The sequence below is a fragment of the Salipiger sp. PrR003 genome (genome assembly GCF_010500785.1).
Lineage (GTDB): Bacteria > Pseudomonadota > Alphaproteobacteria > Rhodobacterales > Rhodobacteraceae > Salipiger > Salipiger pacificus_A.
Map to the genome: position 1 here is coordinate 1 of NZ_JAAGOV010000038.1, position 18,968 is coordinate 18,968.

Annotated in this window: 17 protein-coding genes and 5 pseudogenes; 6 read left to right on the plus strand and 16 right to left on the minus strand. The window is 63.7% G+C overall.

The genetic code is table 11. The features are described 5' to 3' along the window. A pseudogene (locus G0D83_RS11900) lies at positions 1-545 on the minus strand (VOC family protein); the annotation flags it as partial. Positions 546-659: 114 nt separating this feature from the next. Between G0D83_RS11900 and G0D83_RS11905 the strand changes: the two are divergent. Both G0D83_RS11905 and G0D83_RS11910 read left to right on the plus strand, forming a co-directional pair. Continuing rightward, positions 660-1,565, plus strand: coding sequence for a LysR family transcriptional regulator (locus G0D83_RS11905; RefSeq protein WP_164193927.1), 906 nt, complete (start codon positions 660-662; stop codon positions 1,563-1,565). 580 nt (positions 1,566-2,145) lie between these two features. After that, positions 2,146-2,439: a hypothetical protein gene (locus G0D83_RS11910; RefSeq protein ID WP_164193931.1), complete on the plus strand. Its 294-nt coding sequence runs from the start codon at positions 2,146-2,148 to the stop codon at positions 2,437-2,439. An 864-nt stretch (positions 2,440-3,303) separates the two neighbouring features. On the opposite strand, the gene G0D83_RS11915 is transcribed toward G0D83_RS11910, so the two are convergent. The 8 genes from G0D83_RS11915 to G0D83_RS11950 form a co-directional block, all read right to left on the minus strand. After that, entirely contained in the window at positions 3,304-4,140 is an 837-nt protein-coding gene (locus G0D83_RS11915) for a Pnap_2097 family protein (protein ID WP_164193934.1), read from the minus strand. Further along, positions 4,140-5,420 (minus strand): MSMEG_0569 family flavin-dependent oxidoreductase, encoded by a 1,281-nt coding sequence (locus G0D83_RS11920; protein WP_164193937.1) that lies wholly within the window; start codon positions 5,418-5,420, stop codon positions 4,140-4,142. Before G0D83_RS11920 ends, G0D83_RS11915 begins: the two co-directional genes overlap by 1 nt. Before the next feature lie 11 nt (positions 5,421-5,431). Beyond that, the gene (locus G0D83_RS11925) at positions 5,432-5,719 is read right to left on the minus strand and encodes an MSMEG_0570 family nitrogen starvation response protein (protein ID WP_164193940.1); all 288 of its coding nucleotides are present in this window, start codon (positions 5,717-5,719) and stop codon (positions 5,432-5,434) included. Further along, on the minus strand, positions 5,712-6,680 hold the full coding sequence (locus G0D83_RS11930; protein ID WP_164193943.1) for a sll0787 family AIR synthase-like protein: 969 nt from the start codon (positions 6,678-6,680) through the stop codon (positions 5,712-5,714). The genes G0D83_RS11925 and G0D83_RS11930 overlap by 8 nt, the downstream gene beginning before the upstream one ends. Beyond that, positions 6,677-7,228: an MSMEG_0567/Sll0786 family nitrogen starvation N-acetyltransferase gene (locus G0D83_RS11935; protein ID WP_164193946.1), complete on the minus strand. Its 552-nt coding sequence runs from the start codon at positions 7,226-7,228 to the stop codon at positions 6,677-6,679. Before G0D83_RS11935 ends, G0D83_RS11930 begins: the two co-directional genes overlap by 4 nt. Then, a complete protein-coding gene (locus tag G0D83_RS11940) occupies positions 7,225-8,370 on the minus strand; it encodes an MSMEG_0568 family radical SAM protein (protein WP_164193950.1) in 1,146 nt (381 codons plus the stop codon). The genes G0D83_RS11935 and G0D83_RS11940 overlap by 4 nt, the downstream gene beginning before the upstream one ends. Next, a complete protein-coding gene (locus tag G0D83_RS11945; protein ID WP_235958053.1) occupies positions 8,363-9,370 on the minus strand; it encodes a Nit6803 family nitrilase in 1,008 nt (335 codons plus the stop codon). The genes G0D83_RS11940 and G0D83_RS11945 overlap by 8 nt, the downstream gene beginning before the upstream one ends. Positions 9,371-9,478: 108 nt before the next feature. Continuing rightward, positions 9,479-9,961 (minus strand): MSMEG_0572/Sll0783 family nitrogen starvation response protein, encoded by a 483-nt coding sequence (locus G0D83_RS11950; RefSeq protein ID WP_164193953.1) that lies wholly within the window; start codon positions 9,959-9,961, stop codon positions 9,479-9,481. 270 nt (positions 9,962-10,231) lie between these two features. On the opposite strand from G0D83_RS11950, the gene G0D83_RS11955 reads away from it, so the two are divergent. Beyond that, complete coding sequence (locus G0D83_RS11955; RefSeq protein WP_164193956.1) at positions 10,232-11,599, plus strand: PLP-dependent aminotransferase family protein; 1,368 nt, start codon at positions 10,232-10,234, stop codon at positions 11,597-11,599. 10 nt (positions 11,600-11,609) lie between these two features. Here G0D83_RS11955 and G0D83_RS11960 read toward each other — a convergent pair whose 3' ends face one another. Genes G0D83_RS11960 through hemA form a run of 3 tightly spaced genes read right to left on the minus strand, consistent with a single transcriptional unit; the run spans position 11,610 to position 14,415 of the window. Beyond that, a complete protein-coding gene (locus G0D83_RS11960; protein ID WP_164193960.1) occupies positions 11,610-11,984 on the minus strand; it encodes a DUF983 domain-containing protein in 375 nt (124 codons plus the stop codon). A gap of 20 nt (positions 11,985-12,004) precedes the next feature. Next, positions 12,005-13,177: an aminotransferase class I/II-fold pyridoxal phosphate-dependent enzyme gene (locus G0D83_RS11965; RefSeq protein WP_164193964.1), complete on the minus strand. Its 1,173-nt coding sequence runs from the start codon at positions 13,175-13,177 to the stop codon at positions 12,005-12,007. Then, the gene (gene hemA / locus G0D83_RS11970; RefSeq protein WP_164193969.1) at positions 13,174-14,415 is read right to left on the minus strand and encodes a 5-aminolevulinate synthase; all 1,242 of its coding nucleotides are present in this window, start codon (positions 14,413-14,415) and stop codon (positions 13,174-13,176) included. The genes G0D83_RS11965 and hemA overlap by 4 nt, the downstream gene beginning before the upstream one ends. Before the next feature lie 317 nt (positions 14,416-14,732). Between hemA and G0D83_RS11975 the strand changes: the two genes are divergently transcribed. Continuing rightward, complete coding sequence (locus G0D83_RS11975) at positions 14,733-15,227, plus strand: GntR family transcriptional regulator (RefSeq protein ID WP_164193972.1); 495 nt, start codon at positions 14,733-14,735, stop codon at positions 15,225-15,227. A 59-nt stretch (positions 15,228-15,286) separates the two neighbouring features. Here G0D83_RS11975 and G0D83_RS11980 read toward each other — a convergent pair. The 3 genes and pseudogenes from G0D83_RS11980 to G0D83_RS11990 form a co-directional block, all read right to left on the minus strand. Further along, positions 15,287-15,871 (minus strand): annotated as a pseudogene (locus tag G0D83_RS11980) (transposase); the annotation flags it as partial. Between the two features lie 53 nt (positions 15,872-15,924). Continuing rightward, entirely contained in the window at positions 15,925-17,139 is a 1,215-nt protein-coding gene (locus tag G0D83_RS11985; RefSeq protein WP_164193975.1) for an IS256 family transposase, read from the minus strand. Positions 17,140-17,202: 63 nt separating this feature from the next. After that, a pseudogene (locus tag G0D83_RS11990) lies at positions 17,203-17,826 on the minus strand (IS256 family transposase); the annotation flags it as partial. Between the two features lie 114 nt (positions 17,827-17,940). On the opposite strand from G0D83_RS11990, the pseudogene G0D83_RS11995 reads away from it, so the two are divergent. After that, positions 17,941-18,195: pseudogene (locus G0D83_RS11995) on the plus strand (IS110 family transposase); the annotation flags it as partial. A gap of 20 nt (positions 18,196-18,215) precedes the next feature. Here G0D83_RS11995 and G0D83_RS12000 read toward each other — a convergent pair. After that, positions 18,216-18,470, minus strand: a pseudogene (locus G0D83_RS12000) (IS110 family transposase); the annotation flags it as partial. Between the two features lie 102 nt (positions 18,471-18,572). On the opposite strand from G0D83_RS12000, the gene G0D83_RS12005 reads away from it, so the two are divergent. Next, complete coding sequence (locus G0D83_RS12005) at positions 18,573-18,902, plus strand: hypothetical protein (RefSeq protein WP_164193978.1); 330 nt, start codon at positions 18,573-18,575, stop codon at positions 18,900-18,902. Positions 18,903-18,968 lie beyond the last annotated feature (66 nt).

An 18,968-nucleotide genomic window follows, 5' to 3' on the forward strand; every position in this document is an offset into this window, starting at 1 on the left:
TCGGTCTCGTCCTTCTGGTAGCCCATGAAGCTCAGCAGCTCGGCGGTGGCGGCGCTGTCGCGCAGCCGCATCCGGGCACCGTGGAAGCCGAGGATTCCGGCCTCTTCGGATACGCCGGCGCCGGTCCAGGCGGTGCGGCCGCGATCGGCACTCTCCACCAGCGCGAAGCCGTCGCCATCGGGGCCGGCGAACTCCAGCCGGGTTTCGCCGAGGAAGCTGCTTTCGGTCAGCCCGGTCGCGCCCCTGGCGGCGAGCCGGTCCTTCCAGTAGCCGAGCGCGCCCTCGGGCACGGCGAACTCGGTCACGCCGACCTCACCGGTACCGCGACGCCCGCGGGGCATCTGGCCGAAGGGAAAATAGGTCATCACCGAGCCGGGGGTGCCGATCTCGTCGCCGTAGTAGAGGTGGTAAACCTCGGGCGCGTCGAAGTTGACGGTCTTCTTGACCCGGCGCAGGCCGAGCGTGTCGGTGAAGAAGCGGTTGTTGTCGGCCGCGTCCGCCGCCATCGAGGTGACGTGGTGCAGCCCTTTGATGTCCGTGATCATCTCGATCTCCATCGAGTCTGTGTCTGTTGCATTCAAGATAGGGGCTAGGATAATTTTCAAGAATAGAAACTCGCGGGCATTTACTATTACGCCGGATCGAAACAATCTGGCGCGATGCAGACCATAAAGCCGATCCGGGTCTTTCTTGAAGTCATCGAGCAGGGCAGTTTCGCCGGGGCGGCCCGCAGCCTTCGGATGACGCCGGCCTCGATCACCAGGATCATCGCCCAGCTCGAGGAAGACCTCGGCCAGCAATTGCTGCTGCGCACGACGCGGCAGGTCTCGCTCACCGGGGCAGGGGCGATGGTCGCGGCGCGCTACCGCCCGGTGCTCGAAGAGTTCGACAGGGTGACCGAGGAGGTCACGCGCACCACGAGGCCCGACCGGGGGCGGCTGGCGATCAACGCGCCGATGTCGTTCGGCATGCGGCTGATGCCGGGTCTGGTGGCGAGCTTCCGGCTGGCCTATCCGCATATCGCACTCGACGTGCATCTGACCGATGTGCTGGTCGATATCCTTGACGCCAACTGCGATCTCGCGATCCGCATCTCGGATCCGCCGGCGGACAAGTCGACGATCTGGCGGCGGATCTGTCAGGTACCCCGGCAGGTGGTCGCTTCGCCCTCGCTCTTCGAGCGCATCCCGCGCCCGGAGTCCCCCGACGATCTGCTGCCCGAACACTGCCTGTCCTATGGCCATGGGGGCGCGGCCGAGACCTGGACTTTCACCCGCGGCGGCCAGCGCCGGGCGCTGCGCGCCGGGACCGGAGTCACCTCGAACAACGGCGAGTTCCTCTACGAGATGGCGTTGTCGGGGAACGGCATGGTCAACCTGCCCGATTTTCTGGTGCGGGAAGGGCTGATCTCCGGCGCGCTCGAGCTGGTGTTGCCGGGATGGCAGCTGCCGCCGCTCAACCTCATGCTCTACTATCCACCCTACGAGAAACTGCCGCCGCTGGTCGGCACCTTCACCGACTTCTTCGAGGCCTACATCCGGGACATCGACAGTTTCGATTTCTGATCTCCGCGCCCGGTTCAGTTTCGATTGGAAATCGGCAACCTCCAAGAGGGTCGGGCTACGTCGATCACATCGACTTGCTGGCAGAACGGCTGACGGGGCAGCGCTGTGTGCGAACATATCCGACAGCGCAGGTGCTGTCGCCCTTGCGAGCCTGCCCGAGCCTTGGCTTCGACGAGGCCGGCACCACGTCTGGCCCATTTTTGGAACCGGAGAACCGGCAGTCTTGTGCGGAGCAGGTATGCGCCAGAGGGAGAAAGCACCGGGTGCTTTCCGTTCTCATGGCAAAACGGATTTCGTTTCGTTTTCGCTTTTCGAATTGCTCCGGCGCGCAACCGCTCAAATGCCCAATGTGACATATTTTCAATTTATCTGAAGTTTGGGCCTCCCAAAGCCGCCGCATCGTCGCGGTACATTGGGCTATATGGTCAAAGGCGCCAGTGAGAGGTCGTGCGGAGAGAGATGAGAGGTATCGGCGGGCTGGCGCCGCGACCGGGCGGGATCAAGCGAGCGGCGACGGCAATGGACAGGCGGCCAGCGCGAGCAGCGATCTCGGAAGCAGCAGCGCCAGCGAAGAGACTCGTTGTGTCCGGCCGACTGTGACGCGGCCGATGAGACGCCGCCACGGGTCTGGGTGAGGGGCGCGATCTGGAAGCGGCACAAGATCCGCTACTTCGAGCAGGGCCTCTCGTCCTGCGAGGGAGCCGCGACCTCGATCGCCATGCTCGGCACCTGGTTCGCCAGTGACTGGCGGGCGATCAACTTCGGGTCGAAGGCCTATCCACGGAGTGCCGAGCCGATCGAGGAAAATGATCTTGGAGCAACCCTGCGATGGCTATCGCCGGTGGTCTTGTCCAACGGGACTACAAACCCATGACATCATTCTGCGACCTTCAAATCCGTTTCTGAGGCGGACTCCGCAAGCAGCAGCTGCTGCCGTCTGGCTTCCTCTCGCTCTTCATCCTCTCGCTCTCCCTCGCGTTGCGCCCTGATGCATAGGACAAAGGTTGCACCTAGAACGGTGAACTTGAACAGCCCGAGCGCGATGGGAACCCAAATCATAGTTTGCCTTCACTTCCAGTTTGGTGTGGCGCCTGCTGAGAAACACGCGTGACCCAAGCGCCGGGCGAGGGCGGCCAGACCTGCGCGTGGTTGGGAGTTGGTCACCCTCAAGATGAGGCGTGATAGCCATACGGTAAGTGTCGCTTCAAGTCATGATGTTGTGATAATGTATGTATTGAATTGGCATACAAATACAAGGCAGTCTTAAGGAGCTGAAATATTTACTAAAATCAGGATTAACGCAGGATTTTCAGAGAAGTCAGGGCCATTTTGCCGCACCCTTCCGAGCTATAATGCAGACAATTTCTTGGGAAACTATGTATTGAATGGATGATGGGAGGTGAGGCGCGAGCTGCACCTGATCCGCAGAGAACCACTTGCACGGGCTTTGGCGATCAGTGCGTCGGTGTTGCCGGCCAATCAATATGGGCACAGCCAGGCAGGTCCGCCCTGCGCGGCCGCGACGCGAGACCTCTCGGGCTTGGTGACTGGACCGCCTTGCGAGCCCCTGATGGATGCCGCGCCGGAGGCGGTAGTGTCGGTCCAGGCGCGCGCCCGGGCGAGACGTTCCAAGGGAAGCCGAAGCGCTTGCCAGGCAGTTTGCGCGCGTGGCCGCGGAATTCGTCCCAGGTCTATGGAGCCGAGACAATTTCTAGCGCAGCAATGGTGGTGCTTGGTGTCAGCGACGCTCTTCAGGCTGAATCTGCGCGCCCGGTGCCTCGGTCCGCTCTTCAAGGGCAAGGCTGTGGCATTGCGCCTCTCGAGCGGCCGTGACATGGGCAATGATCTTGCCGTCCTCACGCGCCACCAGCGCCTCGGTACCGTTTTGCAGAACCTTGACGGTCTCGCCCTGATCGAGGTTGCCAAGGTAGATGATCTCCCTTGCACGGACGCGGTCGACGGAATTCGACACGCTCTCCGCAAGTCGGGTGAAGCTTACGAAGTAGAGCAGACCAACAGCGTTGAAATCTAGGCTCGGGCTTGGCGTGAGCCTGACGCCCTCGTCGACCCGCTGCCCCCGCAGCGTGCGCAACACACTCCTTGCCCGCGCATCCAACTCCTTTAACTCGACCCCGGCCTCGGGCAGCATGCAATCGCGCTCCGGCATCGCGCGCACGATCCGGCGATTGGAGCCGGTCTCGTCATGCGTGACGAAGGTCGACAGCATCAATAGCGAGCCGATCACTTGCCCGCCTTGCCGAAACTCGTGACGCGAGCCGATGCAAGCCCCGCCCAAGCTGGCGAGGCGCGAGCGAATGTCGAGTTCGGCGCCGAGCAGGTCTCGCGACCGGGGCAGCTCGATCCGGGTCGCGCAGAAGGCGGCGTAGATAGGGCGGCCATCGGCGGTGCGGAATCCGAATCCTTCCTGTCCCAGCGCCGCCGCAAGCAGTTGCCAATGGATGTCCCCGCAAAAGCCGAGCGCCCATGTCTCGGATAGCCCGTGCGGCGAAAGCTGTTGCATCCCGAGGCGCTGGCGGGTGAGCACCCCCACCCCTGTGGTGTCCACATCCAGCATCAGCCCGCCGCCCGCTGCGCCGCGCCGGCCAGTTGCGCCGCGATCTGCCCGGCGAGGTGACGGCTGTCTTCCTCGATGCCAAGGAAGCGCCCCGAGCCCCAGGTGTTCAGCCAGCCAAGCCCGATGAAATGCAGACCCGGGTGTTCGGTCACGCCGCGGTCGAAGATGGGTTTGCCGCGGGCGTCGAAGACATCCGCCTCGATCCACGAATAGTCGGGACGAAAGCCGATGGCCCAAAGCACCGAGGTGATGCCTGCCTCGGCAAGGTCGATCTCGGTGCGTTCGGCTTGCGGCTTCCAGAGCTTCTCGAAAGTCGGCTCCTCTGGCGCGTCGATGCCTTCGCGGGCGATATAGGCATCGATCTGGGTGCGGATGCCGACGTAGGAGCGGTCGGCGTCGTCGAGGTTCTTCGTCAGATCGGGCAGGAATTTCACCGTGGTCCCGTCCATATCCGCCAGAGAGCCATAAAGCTCGACGCCTTGCTCGACGTGGAAGCGGCGCAGGTCGATCTCTTTGCCACCGTCGCGACCCGACATGTAGTGGTTGGTCTGGGTCAGCGCCTTCACCGGGTCGGGGTGCTCGGCGATGGTGATCGCATAGTGCCCGGCGTCATAAAGCCAGTCGGTGGCATCGCGGCCCCGATACTTGCGCGGGCTGCGCGGCGCGGGTCCGACGGCGAGGTGCACGTCGCGTCCGGCGCGGCAGAAATCCTCCATCAGCTGCACGCCCGACTGGCCGGTGCCGACGATCAGCACGCCACCCTCGGGGAACTGGTCGACGTTCCGGTAGTCGGCCGAGTGCATCTGGAAGACCTCGGGCGAGAGGTTCTTGGCGTAGGGCGGCTCGATCGGCGTGTCGTAGCCGCCGGTGGCGATCACCACCTGATCGCAGGTCCATGTGCCGATCGAGGTCTCGACGGTGAAGCCGCCTTCAGCGTCCGGGACCACGCGGGTCACTTCGACGTTCTCGCGCAGGTCGGGCTGCGCCATCGCGGCAAAGGCATCGACGTAGTCGGTGATCTCGTCTTTTAGCATGAAACCATCTGGATCGGTGCCGCCATACTCGCGGTCGTAGTGGAAATCGGGCAGGCGGCACTGCCAGTTCGGGGTGACGAGGCAGAAGCTGTCCCAGCGGCTCTTGCGCCACGAATGGAACTTCTCGTGCCGCTCGAAGACGATGCTCTCGATCCCCTTTATCTTGAGGCAGTAGGCGGTCGACAGGCCCGCCTGCCCGCCGCCGACGATCACCACGGGGATATGCGGGGTCTGGGTGTCTTTCATCGTTTCCATCCTCATTGAGAGATGTGCAGGCAGGCGATCTCGGCGCCCTCCTGATCCATGAATGTCGCGAGCTTGGCCTCGATCCGGTCGAGCTGATCCATGGCTGAACTGCAGGCAAACCCATATTTGCGCTGCACCCGGTTCGAAGCGCGCTCCATGGCGATGCGGGCGCGCTGCAGGAAGGCGTCTGCCGGGTAGCTCTGGCCGGGTTCGAAGACCTCGGCGACGACGCTGGAGGGGGAGTAGAGCTTTTCCTCGGCGCCGTCGGGCCAACGGACGGTCCAAAATGTTTCAGGCATGGCAGGCTCCAAGATCGAGATAGGGTGTTTGGGCGTGGTCCCAGAAGAGCGCGCTTTCGGCTCCATCGCCGAGGGTCACGGCGGACCCGTCCGTGACACGCCCGATGGCGCAGACGTCGATGCCGCGCGCGCAGAAACGGGCGCAGACGGCGTTGGCATTCTCGGGCGCAACTGCCAGCAGGAAGCCGAAGCTGGGGAAGCTGCGCAGCCAGCGCTCGATCGACACGCCCGGCGGCGGGACGAGGGCGGGAAGGTCGATGTCGATCCCGACGCCCGAGCATTCGGCCAGCATCAGCGCGGTGCCGATGATGCCGCCCTGGCTGATGTCCTTGCCGGCGCGGGTCAGCCCGCTTTCGGCAAGTTGCGGCAGCAGCTCAAGATCGCGGCGCAGCCGGTCGGGCGGGGCTTCCAGCGCCGCGCAGAAATTGTCGAAGTTGCGGTAGCTGCCGCGATGATCCACGGCAGCGATCAGCAGATCGCCGGGCGCGGCGTGAAAGCTGGTGATCAGCCGCTGCGCCTTGCCAAAGACCGAGGCCGCGAGGCCGAGCGCCGGGGCGGAAAGGTTGGTGTGCCCGCCCACCAGCGGCACGCCATAGGCGGCGGAGGCATCGCGCAACCCCTGCAGCAGCGGCGCGGCGGCCTCGCCGCTCGGGGCCCAGATCTGATCGACCACGGCGGCGCTGCGCCCGCCCATGGCTGCGATGTCCGACAGGTTCACCATCACCGCGCACCATCCGGCGAACCATGGATCGTCCTCGATGAAGGCGGGGATGAAACCCTCGCCCGCCAGCAGGTCGTAGCCGCCGTCGCGGGGCAGGGCGGCGGCATCATCTCCCGGGCGACCAGCGCTGGCGGCGGTGAGGCCAAGCGCCCGCGTCGCCCGCGCGATACCCAGCTTCGAGCGGATCGAGGGGTGAGTGCGCAGGCGCTCGGCAAGCGCAGAGATATCGTCCTCGCTCATGTGCGCGGCTCGCGGGTGCGGGGGCGGTGGTACCAGCCCGTGACCGGATCGGCGCAGGGCGGGTAGTGGCCCAGATCCGCTTCCATCTTCATGTGAGGTGTGCCATGGATTGTCACCTCTTCCAGCGGTCGCCAGCGCAGGCGGCGGAAGAGCGTGACGTTCTGCATCTGCACATGCGCGAGGAAGCGGTCGCAGCCGCGGGCGTTGGCGGTGCAGACCGCCAGCCGGATGAGCTCGGCGCCGAGCCGCCCGACGGCGCGGAAGTCGCTGTCCACCGCCAGCCGCGAGCCCCACCAAAGGCGCGGCGCCTCTTCGTGGATGCGCACCGTGCCGACCACCTGATCGGCCTCATGCGCATAAGTCGACAATGCGACGAGGTGAGTGGCGATGAGGTCGATGTCTTCGCGGTCGTGGGTGGGGAAAATGCCCTGCTCCTCGACAAACACCCGGTGGCGCAGGCCCGCCGCGCCCTCGGCCTCGAAGCGTTTCGAGGCGGCGCGGATGTAATAGCCCGGGCTGCTGAACAGGCGCTGCTCGAGCTCTATCATGCCGAAGCTCCCAGGGCTTTCTCCTGCGCCGTCCCCTCTGCAGGCACCTTCAGTTTCTCATAGCTCGACAGGGCCGAGCAGGCGCCGCATTTGCCGCAGCCCGCCTTCATGTCCGCCGAGCTAATCCCGGCGTGGGCGATCATCTGGCCCAGCGGCTGCAGGATCGAGGCCATGAACTCGGACGACGGCGCCGGGTGGCTTTCCAGCGGCGTGCCCGAGATCGGCACGAAGGGCACGACGAAAGGGTAGACGCCCATGGCGCAGAGCTTTTCGCCCACCTCGAGGATCGCCTCACGCGTGTCGCCAAGGCCGGCAAGGATGTAGGTCGAGACCTGACCACGCCCGAAGATCTTCACCGCTGCCTCGAAGCTGGCGAAGTATTTCTCCAGCGGAACCGAGGCTTTGCCGGGCATGATGCGCGCGCGCACCTCGGGCGTTACCGCTTCGAGATGCATCCCGAGCGTGTCGATCCCGGCGTCATACATGCGCTGGTGCCAGGCGTCGTCCTCGGGTGGCTCGCACTGGCCTTGCAGCGGCAGATCGACGGCAGCCTTGATCGCCTCGGCACTCTCGCAGAGCACCTTGGCCCCGCGGTCCTTGCCTGCCGGGGTGCCGGTGGTCAGCACCATATGGGTGACGCCATCCAATTCCACCGCCGCCTTGGCAACCTCGGCAAGCTGCGCGGGCGTCTTATGGGCGATGGTGCGGCCCGCCGCGAGGCTTTGCCCGATCGAGCAGAACTGGCAGGTCTTCTTGCGGCTTTCGTAGCGGATGCAGGTCTGCAGCACCGTGGTCGCCAGCACGTCCCTGGAATGCAGCGCGGCGATGTGGCTGTAGGGAATGCCATCCGCGGTCTTCAATTGGTAGAACTTCGCGCGGGTCGGGAAGCGCACGGTCGCCACCTCGGTGCCGTCGCGGGTGACGCGGGCCTCGCCGGTGTCGTCGGGGGCAGAGACCATGTAGGGGCTGTCGAAGCTGGGCGCGGTGTGGACCGGGATCATCACCGTGCGCGCGCCGATGGTGATCGCCTTGTGGTCCGACGGGCCCGCGCCGCCACGGCGGCTTTCCTGCCCGGCGCGCGGATCGACGAGGCGCATGCCGTGTGTCTGAAGCTCGTTGATGAGCTGGGCGTGATCAAGCATCGGGGCGGCCCTCCTCGGGCTGGGGTTCGGGCTCGGCCATGGACGTGCTCTTAGGCGTCACGTGCGCGGCCTCTCTGAAGTGGCGGGTGACGGCGGGGCGGGTGTCATGCACCAGCGACAAAAGCTCGGGCCGGGCGTAATGCCCGACGCTGTCCATCATGCGCTTGCGCTTGGCGACGAGCTTCATGTCGAGATCGGCGATCAGGATGCCTTCGCCTTCGGTCAGCGGCTCGGCGAGGTGACGACCCTCGGGCGAGATGATGCAAGTCATGCAGCCGCTGCGCATCGCCTTCTGCAGCTTCGGGTCGGGGTGGATCTGGGCGATCTGCTCCTCGGTGAGCCAGCCGGTAGAGTTGACCACGAAACAGCCCGACTCCAGCGCGTGGTGGCGCATGGTGACCTCGATCTGGTCGCGGAAGATGTCGCCCACGAGGCTGCCGGGGTAATGGCCGGCGTGGATCTCCTCGTGCTGGGTCATCAGCGCGTAGCGGGCGAGCGGGTTGTAATGCTCCCAGCAGGCCAGCGCCCCGACGCGGCCCACCTTCGTGTCGGCCACCTTGAGCCCGGCGCCATCGCCCTGACCCCAGACCATGCGCTCGTGGTAGGTGGGGGTGATCTTGCGCCGTTTCAGCGCCAGCGTGCCGTCGGCGTCAAAGATGAGCTGGGTGTTGTAGAGCGTGCCGTGATCACGCTCGTTCACCCCCAGCACCACCACGACGCCGCGCTTGCGGGCGGCATCGGCCACGGCCTGCGTCTCGGGCGAGGGGACAACCACGGCCTCCTGCATCAGTTGCAGATGCGGCGCGCCCTGCTGAACGGGCGGCAGCACGAAGCTGAAATATGGGTAGTAGGGCACGAAGGTCTCGGGGAAGACGATGAACTGCGCGCCTTTGCCCGCAGCCTCGGCGATCGCGTTGAGCACGCGCTCGATGGTGCCGGCGCGGCCCGAGAGGTCCGGGGCGATCTGGACGGCGGCGGCGCGGATGGTGTCGGTTCGCATGGGCTTGCCTCTGCAGACGTCGGAAAAAGGGGCCGGGCCGGGGGGGGCGATTGGCCCGGCGTCCGGGGGCGGAGTGGACGCCCCCGGACGTGGAACACGGCGTTCTCGTCAGACAGTCCAGGTGTCGAGGATCACCGCGTTGGCCTTCTTGTGCAGCAGGATGCAGTCGAGCACGTCCTGCGGCGCTATGGGGGTGATGCCGGGCAGAAGCGAGGGCTCGCCGTGGCCGTAGAGCGCCTGCAGCGCGAAGCGGCAGGCGTAGACCTTGCCTCCTTCACCCATGAACTTGTTGAGGTTCACCGCGAAGTTCTGGTGGCCAGGGAAGGCCTCGTCGCCGAGCGCCGGGAAACCGCGCTGGATGCCAAGGGTCACGCCGGGGCCGTAGAGCAGGATCGACGTCTCATAGCCTTTGCGATTGAGGCGGATTGCATTGAGAATGTTGACGAGGCCGATCGAGCCCTCGAAGGCAACGGTGTGGAAGGTCACAAGTGCCTTCTCCCCCTCGTCGGCCTTGACGTCTTCAAAGACCTTTTCCTCGTAGTCGACGAAAAAGTCTCCGTCCTTGTGTGCTTCTTTGGTAACCTTAGGCATCTTGCTCTCCATGTCGCTTCGTAGAGGCAGGATGCAGGGCGGTGAGATATGCACTCAATACGCAGTTCAATTTGCATACAATAAACATGGCAATATTCATGCATTTCGCGTAGCATTTACGCGGTTCCCCCTGGCCCTGTGCATTTTGGAGGCGAAACTGTCCTGAGATGATGTGTCATATTCGCGCGACTCTCAGGAATTTGCATACAATGACCCTTCAATTTCCAGAATCAATCCGGTAGGGCTGTTGCCCAACAGGAGTGGATGCAGATGATTGATTGGTCCCCGCAGCTGAACGATACAGGAAAGCCTCGCTACCTCGCGATCGCTGACGCGATTGCGCGCGATATCGAGGCGGGTCTTCTGAGCGGCGGGGACCGTCTGCCGCCACAGCGTAGCCTGGCCGCCAGTCTCGGTATCGACTTCACCACCGTCTCGCGCGCGTATTCCGAGGCGCAGGCGCGCGGCTTGGTCGACAGTCATGTCGGTCGCGGCACCTTCATTTCCGAGCGCGCGTCGGCGCCCGCCGCGGATCCCGAGCGCAAGCGCGCGGAGGATCTGTCGATGAACATGCCGCCGGAACCGACGGATCCCGACCTCATAGGCCGCATGAAGGGCGGGCTCGACTATGTGGCAGCCAATCTCGTGGACCTGCTGCGCTACCAGTCCCCCATCGGCTCCGAGCGCGACCGGACTGCCGCCTCGAGTTGGCTCAGCATGCGCGGCATGGTGCCTTCGATGGAACGCATCGCGGTGACGCCGGGCGCACATGCCACCATGGCCGCGATCCTGTCGATCATCACCAAGCCCGGCGACTCGGTGCTGTGCGAGCGTGTCACCTATCCCGGCATCCGCAATATAGCGGCGCGGTTTGGTGTGACGCTTATCGGCCTCGACATGGATGCGGAGGGTGTCACGCCCGAGGCTCTGAGCGCAGCCATCGCCGAGCACCGCCCCAAGGCGCTCTACCTCAACCCGACGCTTCAGAATCCGACCACGCTGACCATCCCGGTCGAGCGCCGGCTGGCGCTGGCCGAAGTACTGCGGTCCGAGGGGCTCACGCTGATCGAGGATGACGCCTATGGCTTCATTCCAGCAAAGTCGCCGGCACCCATCGCGCTCTCGGCGCCGGATCTCACATGGCACATCGGCGGGCTGGCGAAATGCATCGGGGCAGGGCTGCGGCTGGCCTTTACCATCGCCCCTTCGCCGCGCTGTGCCTTTCGGCTTGCGCAGGCGATCCGGGCGCTGTCTGTGATGCCTTCGCCACTGTCGATGGCGCTGACGACACAATGGATCGAGGATGGCACCGCCGACGGCATTCGTCGCTTCATCCGTGCCGAGAGCGCGGCGCGCCAGGCCATCGCCCGCGAAGCGCTGGAGGGGGCCGATTTCCTGTCCGCCGAGAACGCCTTCAATATCTGGTTGACCCTTCCCGAGGGCGCCGGTCGTGCGGATATCGTGGCGCGCATGGCTGGGCGGCATCTGGGCTTGATGCCCTCGGATGCCTTCACCATCGCGGGTCAGCCCGGCGAGAAGCTGCGGGTCTGCCTTGGCGGATCGACAAGTCGCGAGACGCTGCGCGAGAACTTGTACTTCCTCGGAAATGCGCTCGCGCCCAACGCCTTCATGGGCTGAGGGGCGGGGCCTAGAAGCCGTGCATCTCTTTGGCCCACTGGAAGGCGACGAAACCGCCCTTGACCCGCGGCAGCATGAGCAAAGAGAGCGCGATCGCGAGCGCAGAGACGGAGGCTGCCAGCAGGGCAGGGTTGTCCCGCATCCACTCGAACATGACAGGCAGTGTAAATCCGACGAGATGCCCGACGATCAGAATGACCACGTAGGCTGGTCCGTCATCGGCGCGCTGGTGGGTGTAATCCAGGCCGCAGGCCTCGCAGCAGTCGGCAACCTTTAGATAACCCTTGAACAACTTGCCCTCGCCGCACCGAGGGCAGCGGAGTCTCAGCCCGCGTGTGAGCGCGAGCTTCATGTTTCTGTCGGTCGTGGAATGTGTGTCAGTCATGGTTTTCTCCTGATGGCGATTCAGCCAAGCCAGCCCATTTCGGTTGCAAGGGTTTCAAGTCCAAGCGTGAGGGCCTCAATATGGTCGCTGGTGTGACGTGCCGAGCAGATGATCCTAAGGTGTTCCTGTCCGGGGGCGACCTCGGGAGGCAGGACGGGAGTGACCTGAATGCCGTAGTGGTCTCGCAACAGGCTGGTCGCGAGCCGGGTTTGCCTGGGATCGCCCACCTCGATGCAAATCACGTGCGACGATCCAGTCGAGATCGGAAGGCCGAGGTAGGCCAGAGCCGCGCGCAACTCGCGGGAGAGCGCGGCCAGCCTGGCGCGAAGGTCGTCGCGCTTCTGCACCAGACCTATGGCGGTCGGCAGCGCGTCCAGCAAGAAGGCTGACGGGCACGCGGTTGAGTTGGAGCCGCCTTGCGCCGTGACCAATTCAAGAAGCTGCGCGTCACCGGCCAAATAGCCCAGCGGAAGACCCAGAGAGCCCGAGCCCGCGTTGCAGAGCAGCGAGATACGCTCAGCGCAGCCCTGATCGGTGGCGATACCCGCACCCGAGGGTCCATATGCGCCGCACGCGTGGGTTTCATCAACAATGACGAGGGCGCCGTTGGCTTCGGCGGCGGAGCAAATGTCGGGCAGCGGTGCGATGGAGCCGTCACGCGAGCTCACGGTCTCCAGCACGACGAGCACAGGGCGCTCCTTACCCAAGGTCTCAAGTGCATTGACGAGGCTCTCGGGGTCGCTCGGATCGAAGCGTGTTACGGGTAGGCTCGCCCATGCGAGGGGATGCGGCACCGTATCCGAGAGCAGGTTGTTGTATGGACCCGCTGCTTCGCGGAGCGCGTGGGCGAGCGAAGTTAGAATGCCGTTGCCGCCGAGGAAGACACGAGCAGCCGGCTGTCTGTGCCAGTGTGCCAGGCACTGTTCCGCAGCGAGCCGGGCAGGGTGTGAGTCGGGAAGTTCTGCTCCGTTTCCCGTGCCGTGAAACTCTACCCCGTCGGAGATTGCGCGATGCAACGCTGACATGCCGGCAATGCCAAGTGCGTCGCCTGAGGTCCAGAGCGTGACCTTCTGCTTTTCGGCAAGGTCGTCTCCACGCTCGGCCTGGGGGTAGCCCGCGGGTCCGAGCGCATAAGCGCCGGCAGCGCTTTCGGATATGGTTTTGGCCATTGGGTGGTGAGCTTGGAATATCATGCCACTCTCCGTGGGGCGGCTGCTTCGCCCGCGCGCGACCAGTTCAGCTCCGCACTCACTTGGATGAGCGCGTCTACCAGCTCGCGGATGTGGCGCTCGGTGTGGAAGGGGGTGGGGGTGAGGCGCAGCCTTTCCTGCCCGACGGCAACTGTCGGGTAATTGATCGGCTGCGCGTAGATCAAGTGGTCTTCGAGGAGGCGATCGCTGATCGCCTTGCAAAGATGCGCCTCCCCCACAACCAGCGGCACGATGTGGGTGCTTGCCTCGATCACCGGAAAGCCGGCCTGCCGAAGCTCGAGCTTCAGGGCATCCGCAATCTGGGCCTGCTTCTGTCTGAGGTCCTCGCGGGTGCGGACATGCCGGACCGAGGCGAGCGCGCCTGCGGCGATGTGGGGGCAAAGCGATGTGGTGAAGATAAAGCTGTTTGCGACGCTGCGGATGACATCTATCAGTGCCTCGGGCCCGGTCACATAGCCGCCGATCACGCCGAAACCCTTTGCCAGCGTGCCTTCGATGAGCGTCAGGCGGTGAGCGATGCCTTCGCTTTCAGCAATGCCGCCACCCTGTGGTCCGTAGAGGCCGACAGCGTGCACCTCGTCGAGGTAGGTCAGAGCCCCGTATCTTTCTGCAAGGTCACAAATCTCTCGGATCGGCGCGACATCTCCGTCCATGCTGTAGACGCTCTCGAAGGCGATCAGCTTTGGTCGGTCCGCATCTGTAGCGGCGAGAAGTTCCTCGAGGTGGGCAATGTCGTTGTGGCGGAAGATCCGCTTCTCCGCGCCGGAGCGCCGGATGCCTTCGATCATCGAATTATGGTTCTGAGCGTCTGAGAAGATCACACACCCAGGCAAAACAGACCCGAGTGTGCCGAGTGCCGCAAGGTTTGAGATCCAGCCGGAGGTGAACAGCAGTGCTGCTTCCTTGCCGTGAAGATCGGCAAGCTCTGTTTCCAGTGCGACATGCTGCCGGCCCGTGCCCGAGATATTTCGCGTACCACCCGAGCCCGCGCCGGAGAGGTCCAATGCCTCGTGCATCGCGGACAGAACGTCGGGATGCTGCCCCATGCCGAGGTAATCGTTGCTGCACCACACTGTCACGGCCCTGCTTTGTCCGCCGGATCCGTACCAGCGCGCCATGGGAAAGGCGCCGGCGATCCGCTCGAGCTGAGGGAAGGTCCGGTAGCGGCCATCCAGCTTCAACTCTTCGAGGAGTTTGGTGAACGGAGTTGCGTCGGTCATGGCTGATCTCCTTGGCGGTGCAACGCAGGGTGCCTCTGTGGCGATGGGTATGTACAATAGGCATACAAAGCAAGTCTATCCTCATCTTTGATGGCTTGTGCATGGATGCTGAGATGGAGATGGCTTTCCAAAACGCAGGAGGCGGTGAGCGGATAGCGCTCGGTACAGAAACGAAAAAATCACCTGATCCAAGAGAACTCCTAAAATTGTGCGCCGCCGAGATCTTGAACTGCGGCGTTTTGAAGCTCCTATGTCGATTGATAGTATGGACGCTAATGCATACTATCCAAGCATTGTATGCATACCGTGAGTCGAAAATGACCTCCTGGCACCCCAGAATTCTCAAGTCATCGAGAAGCAAGTACCTTGGAATCGTCGAGGCGCTGGAGCAGGATATTCTGGAAGGTCGGGTAAAGCCCGGTACGCTCCTCCCATCCCAACGCGCCATAGCGCGGGACTTGTCGGTCGATCTTACAACGGTCACCCGGGCATTTGCCGAGGCGCGCCAGCGCGGCCTGATACGGGCCCGCGCCGGGCGGGGGACATTCGCCCTCTGGCCGCCAGATGCGCCGCAAGTATTCCCTCAGAGCACGAATACATACGTAAAAAGAAAGGTGACTCTCGACCTCGGGATGAACAATCCGCCAGTGGGCCGAACCCACGCGTTCGCCGCGACGCTGCGGCGCGACCTTGACCGCCTGCTGGCTGAGGATCCAAGCGTTTTGGACTACCCGACAGAGGTAGGTCGCGATCTGGATATGCAAGCAGGCGTCAATTGGCTGAAGCAGCGTATCGACGGTGTGCAACGATGATGTCCCGTGAAGTGGTGTAGCTCCTCATGGGCCTCGCGCTCACCGGCGGGCCGAGCTGGTCAGTCGCGCTGCGCTGCAGGCAGGCTGACCACGACATCATCGCAGACCGGGGCTAGCGTTTCCAGTGTCATGTACCGGCCGCGCTGCACCGTCCATTCTTCGGTCTGTTCCATCAGGATAGCGCCGACGAGGCGTCGGATGGATGCCTCGTTCGGAAAGATGCCCACAACGTCGGTGCGCCGCTTGATTTCGCCGTTCAGGCGCTCGATTGGATTCGTGCTGTGCAGCTTCGTCCTGTGCTGCTGGGGAAAGGTCATGTAGGCGAGGACGTCTTCTTCGGCACCATCCATAAGCACCGCAAGCTTTGGCAGCTTCGGTCGCATCTGATCCGCGACTTGGCGCCATTGGGCCTTGGCCGCCGCGTGGTCGGGTTGCGCAAAGGCAGTTGCAATGAAGGCTGACACGACCCGACGGCTACTCTTGCCTGCATGGGCCAGGGCATTGCGCTGGAAGTGAACCCGGCAGCGCTGCCAGGTGGTCGACAGGACGCGGGCGGTGGCCGCCTTGATGCCTTCGTGCGCGTCCGAGATGACCAACTTGACGCCTTTAAGGCCACGCCGGACGAGGTCGCGGAGGAACTCGGTCGGGAGTGTCCTGAACTTTGTGTATCCGTGCCGATCCATGCGGTTTTGGATATTCAAGCGTCGAAGCGCTCGCCGAACATTATGGCGAACTGATTGCGGGCCGCAAGCCATTCCCTGACGTTTCGGCCATCCTTCTCGAAGTTGCGGATGGCGAGGTAGATCAGCTTGGTCGCGGCCTCGTCGGTCGGGAACGAGCCCCGTGTCTTGATGGATTTCCGGATGACGCGGTTCAGACTTTCTATGGCATTCGTGGTGTAGATGATCTTGCGGATCGCGGGATCGAAACCAAAGAACGGGATCACCTCCTGCCATGCCCGGCGCCAGGCCGGGGCAATGGAAGCGTATTTCCCGGCCCATTTCTCCTCGAAGGCATCGAGCTCGGCCTCGGCCATATCGACGGTCGGGGCGCTGTAAATCCGGCGCAGGTCGGCAGCCACCACCTTCCGGTCCTTCCAGGAACAGAAGTTCAGGCTGTGGCGCACCAGATGCACGATGCAGGTCTGGACCATGGCCTCCGGGAAGGCGGCGGTGATGGCCTCGGGGAAGCCCTTCAGACCGTCCACGACCGCGATCAGAATGTCCTGGGTGCCGCGGTTCTTCAGCTCGTTCATCACCGAAAGCCAGAATTTGGCGCCTTCATTTTCGGCGATCCAGAGGCCAAGAACCTCGCGCTGGCCATCGCGGGTAACGCCCAAGGCGACATACACGGCCTTGTTCTTCACCGTCCGGCTGTCGGCATCGCGGATCTTCACCCGTAGCGCGTCGAAGATCACGATCGGATACATTCGTTCCAGCGCCCGGCTCTGCCATTCCCGGACCTCGTCCAGAACGGCGTCGGTCACGCGGCTGATCAGGTCGGGCGAGACCTTCAGACCGTAGAGATCGAGCAGATGGGCCTGGATATCCCGCACCGTCAGCCCGGCGGCATAGAGCCCGATGATCTTGTCGTCCATCCCGTCGATCCGGGTCTGGCCCTTCTTCACCAGTTCGGGCTCGAAGCTGCTGTCGCGGTCGCGGGGCACCGCCACCGGCATCTCTCCGTCCTGTCCCTTCAGCACCTTGGTCGAGGTGCCGTTCCAGCGGTTGCCCTGGCCCGGTGGAACCTCCTTGCCCTCTTCATAGCCCAGATGCGCGGTCAGCTCGGCGCCCAGCATCCGCTCCATGAGCTTGATCTTCAGCTCTTTCATCAGCCCGGCCTCGCCGAGCAGGTCCTCAGGACGCTCCACGCCCTTCAGCAGTTCATCCAGTAGTTCCTTGGAAATTGTCATGCATGCTTCCTTTCGAAGAAGCATGGACCGGATCACTCATACACAGAAGATCTGACACTCTCACTCGGTCCAGAAGGGCTCGGCCTCAGACGCACCGATCGCCATGCCCAGCACCTCGCGCCTGCCATCCGTGTTGACGCCGACCGCGAGGGTGACGGCGACGCTGACGATGCGACCGCCCTGGCGCACCTTGAGGTAGGTGGCATCGATCCAGAGGTAGGGCCATTCGCCCTCGATCGGCCGCGTCAGGAAGGCATCGACCCGCTCGTCGATTTCTTCGCAGAGCCGACTGACCTGGCTCTTCGAGATTCCGGTCCCGCCCATGGCCTGCACGAGGTCATCCATCGACCGCGTCGAAACGCCATGGACGTAGGCTTCTTGGATGACTGCCGTCAGCGCCTTTTCGACGGAACGCCGTGGCTCGATGAAAGACGGGAAGTACGACCCGGTACGCAAGCGCGGGATACGCAGCTCGACGCTGCCCGCCCGGGTCTGCCAATCCCTGTCGCGGTAGCCATTGCGTTGCGCCAGCCGGTCGCTGCTCTTCTCGCCGTAATCGGCACCAGTCTTGGCGCCCACCTCCAGTTCCATCAGTCGCTCAGCCGCAAAGCCGATCATCTCGCGCAGCAGGTCCGCATCTGCGCTCTTCTCCATGAGCGCACGGAGGTCCATCATGGGTTTGGTCATCGGGTGTAATCCTCGGTTCAGGTTGGTTCTCGCAACCCGATGGGGTGGACGCCCCCTCCCGGCTCTCACCGAATGATCGGTATACTGATGGAGGAGAGGTTGAGGAGGATGACCATGGAAGATGTCAGCATTATCGGGATTGATTTGGCCAAGCGGAATTTCCAGCTCCACGGCGCCCGTGCCGACGGGACGGTAGCCTTTCGTCGCAAGCTCACGCGCGAAAAGCTGCTCGGAGCGCTTGCAGAGCAACCGCGGTGCATTGTGGCGATGGAGGCGTGCGCAAGCTCCCACCACTGGGGGCGGGAGATTGCCCGCTTGGGTCATGTGGTCCGGCTCATCCCGCCCATTTACGTGAAGCCATTCGTAAAATAATGCACACCTCTCCATTAGCGCACGAAAGGCTTCACATAGGCCGGTGGGATGAGCCTTACATCATGGCCAAGTTTGCCGATCTCCCGGCCCCAGAAATGCGCACCGCCACAGGCTTCCATCGCGACAACGCAGGCCGGCAGCTGTCCGAAGAATGTCGCGACTTGGTCTCTTCTCAGCTTCTTGCGCAGCACCGCCCGGCCAGCGGCGTCGGCTCCATGAACCTGAAAGACATTCTTCGCAAGATCGAGCCCGACCGTGATAATTTCCGACATGACCGTCCTCCTTTATGGATCATCGCAGACCCACCTTGGCACACAGATGCCGTCGGGGGGCGGTCACATCATCAGAGCCGCGGGTATCATTGGGGTCTCGACATGACCGGCACTCCGGCCGTGGTGGACACGGCCAGTCAGACCCTGCGCAAGCGCGGTATGCTGGCGCTTATCGCCGCCCCGACGCCCGACACCCGGTACAGCGTGGAGGTGCGTCACATGGTCGGGGCCGGTCTGTTCTGGCGCCGCGTGATCGAGGGTGACAGCAACCCGCCGGACTTCATCCCCCAGCTGAACGAGTATTACTGCAAGGGCCAGCTTCCGATGGAGAAGATCATCGCGCATTACCCGTTCGAACGGATCAACAAGGCGATCCATGTCATGGAAGACAGCAGCGTGGTGAAGCTCGTGCTGCGGATGATGCAGGACTGACGCGGCCCGCTCGGCCCGTATCGGATCGGAGAGACAGGATGTCAAACTGACAAGTTTTCTGGCCGC

Excerpts from the sequence above, each read along its gene's own strand:
- G0D83_RS11905 (WP_164193927.1), top strand. The coding sequence starts at position 660 with ATGCAGACCATAAAGCCGATCCGGGTCTTTCTTGAAGTCATCGAGCAG.
- G0D83_RS11915 (WP_164193934.1), bottom strand. The coding sequence starts at position 4,140 with ATGCTGGATGTGGACACCACAGGGGTGGGGGTGCTCACCCGCCAGCGC.
- G0D83_RS11920 (WP_164193937.1), bottom strand. The coding sequence starts at position 5,420 with ATGAAAGACACCCAGACCCCGCATATCCCCGTGGTGATCGTCGGCGGC.
- G0D83_RS11925 (WP_164193940.1), bottom strand. The coding sequence starts at position 5,719 with ATGCCTGAAACATTTTGGACCGTCCGTTGGCCCGACGGCGCCGAGGAA.
- G0D83_RS11930 (WP_164193943.1), bottom strand. The coding sequence starts at position 6,680 with ATGAGCGAGGACGATATCTCTGCGCTTGCCGAGCGCCTGCGCACTCAC.
- G0D83_RS11935 (WP_164193946.1), bottom strand. The coding sequence starts at position 7,228 with ATGATAGAGCTCGAGCAGCGCCTGTTCAGCAGCCCGGGCTATTACATC.
- G0D83_RS11940 (WP_164193950.1), bottom strand. The coding sequence starts at position 8,370 with ATGCTTGATCACGCCCAGCTCATCAACGAGCTTCAGACACACGGCATG.
- G0D83_RS11945 (WP_235958053.1), bottom strand. The coding sequence starts at position 9,370 with ATGCGAACCGACACCATCCGCGCCGCCGCCGTCCAGATCGCCCCGGAC.
- G0D83_RS11950 (WP_164193953.1), bottom strand. The coding sequence starts at position 9,961 with ATGCCTAAGGTTACCAAAGAAGCACACAAGGACGGAGACTTTTTCGTC.
- G0D83_RS11955 (WP_164193956.1), top strand. The coding sequence starts at position 10,232 with ATGATTGATTGGTCCCCGCAGCTGAACGATACAGGAAAGCCTCGCTAC.
- G0D83_RS11960 (WP_164193960.1), bottom strand. The coding sequence starts at position 11,984 with ATGACTGACACACATTCCACGACCGACAGAAACATGAAGCTCGCGCTC.
- G0D83_RS11965 (WP_164193964.1), bottom strand. The coding sequence starts at position 13,177 with ATGATATTCCAAGCTCACCACCCAATGGCCAAAACCATATCCGAAAGC.
- hemA (WP_164193969.1), bottom strand. The coding sequence starts at position 14,415 with ATGACCGACGCAACTCCGTTCACCAAACTCCTCGAAGAGTTGAAGCTG.
- G0D83_RS11975 (WP_164193972.1), top strand. The coding sequence starts at position 14,733 with ATGACCTCCTGGCACCCCAGAATTCTCAAGTCATCGAGAAGCAAGTAC.
- G0D83_RS11985 (WP_164193975.1), bottom strand. The coding sequence starts at position 17,139 with ATGACAATTTCCAAGGAACTACTGGATGAACTGCTGAAGGGCGTGGAG.
- G0D83_RS12005 (WP_164193978.1), top strand. The coding sequence starts at position 18,573 with ATGACCGGCACTCCGGCCGTGGTGGACACGGCCAGTCAGACCCTGCGC.